The sequence below is a fragment of the Streptomyces sp. BK208 genome, assembly GCF_004364245.1.
Classification (GTDB): domain Bacteria; phylum Actinomycetota; class Actinomycetes; order Streptomycetales; family Streptomycetaceae; genus Streptomyces.
The window spans coordinates 3,592-5,196 of record NZ_SOAV01000029.1; the positions used below are offsets into that span (position 1 = coordinate 3,592).

Genomic DNA, 1,605 nt, shown 5'->3' on the forward strand with positions numbered 1-1,605 from the left:
TCATTAAGGCTGAGACCTGATGCCGAGCCGATTGTGGTGAAGTGGATGATCCTATGCTGTCGAGAAAAGCCTCTAGCGAGTTTCATGGCGGCCCGTACCCTAAACCGACTCAGGTGGTCAGGTAGAGAATACCGAGGCGTTCGGGTGAACTATGGTTAAGGAACTCGGCAAAATGCCCCCGTAACTTCGGGAGAAGGGGGGCCACACCTGGTGATGGGATTTACTTCCTGAGCTGGGGGTGGCCGCAGAGACCAGCGAGAAGCGACTGTTTACTAAAAACACAGGTCCGTGCGAAGCCGTAAGGCGATGTATACGGACTGACGCCTGCCCGGTGCTGGAACGTTAAGGGGACCGGTTAGCTCCATTTCGGTGGGGCGAAGCTGAGAACTTAAGCGCCAGTAAACGGCGGTGGTAACTATAACCATCCTAAGGTAGCGAAATTCCTTGTCGGGTAAGTTCCGACCTGCACGAATGGCGTAACGACTTCTCGACTGTCTCAACCATAGGCCCGGTGAAATTGCACTACGAGTAAAGATGCTCGTTTCGCGCAGCAGGACGGAAAGACCCCGGGACCTTTACTACAGTTTGATATTGGTGTTCGGTTCGGCTTGTGTAGGATAGCTGGGAGACTTTGAAGCTCGCACGCCAGTGTGGGTGGAGTCGTCGTTGAAATACCAGTCTGGTCGTGCTGGATGTCTAACCTGGGTCCGTGATCCGGATCAGGGACAGTGTCTGATGGGTAGTTTAACTGGGGCGGTTGCCTCCTAAAGAGTAACGGAGGCGCCCAAAGGTTCCCTCAGCCTGGTTGGCAATCAGGTGTTGAGTGTAAGTGCACAAGGGAGCTTGACTGTGAGACCGACGGGTCGAGCAGGGACGAAAGTCGGGACTAGTGATCCGGCGGTGGCTTGTGGAAGCGCCGTCGCTCAACGGATAAAAGGTACCCCGGGGATAACAGGCTGATCTTCCCCAAGAGTCCATATCGACGGGATGGTTTGGCACCTCGATGTCGGCTCGTCGCATCCTGGGGCTGGAGTCGGTCCCAAGGGTTGGGCTGTTCGCCCATTAAAGCGGTACGCGAGCTGGGTTTAGAACGTCGTGAGACAGTTCGGTCCCTATCCGCTGTGCGCGTAGGAGTCTTGAGAAGGGCTGTCCCTAGTACGAGAGGACCGGGACGGACGAACCTCTGGTGTGCCAGTTGTTCTGCCAAGGGCATGGCTGGTTGGCTACGTTCGGGAGGGATAACCGCTGAAAGCATCTAAGCGGGAAGCCTGCTTCGAGATGAGGACTCCCACCCACTTGATGGGGTAAGGCTCCCAGTAGACGACTGGGTTGATAGGCCGGATCTGGAAGCACCGCAAGGTGTGGAGGTGACCGGTACTAATAGGCCGAGGGCTTGTCCTCAGTTGCTCGCGTCCACTGTGTTGGTTCTGAAACCACGAACAACCCCACGTTTGTCACGGCGTGGTGCGGTTGACAGTTTCATAGTGTTTCGGTGGTCATAGCGTAGGGGAAACGCCCGGTTACATTTCGAACCCGGAAGCTAAGCCTTACAGCGCCGATGGTACTGCAGGGGGGACCCTGTGGGAGAGTAGGACGCCGCCGAAC

Annotated in this window: 2 rRNA genes (1 of these 2 only partly in view); both read left to right on the top strand. The window is 56.4% G+C overall.

The window, feature by feature from the left end:
• Nucleotides 1-1,401: ribosomal RNA gene (locus EV562_RS34895) — 23S ribosomal RNA — on the top strand (it extends 1,824 nt beyond the left edge of the window).
• 87 nt (nucleotides 1,402-1,488) lie between these two features.
• Nucleotides 1,489-1,605: ribosomal RNA gene (gene rrf / locus EV562_RS34900) — 5S ribosomal RNA — on the top strand.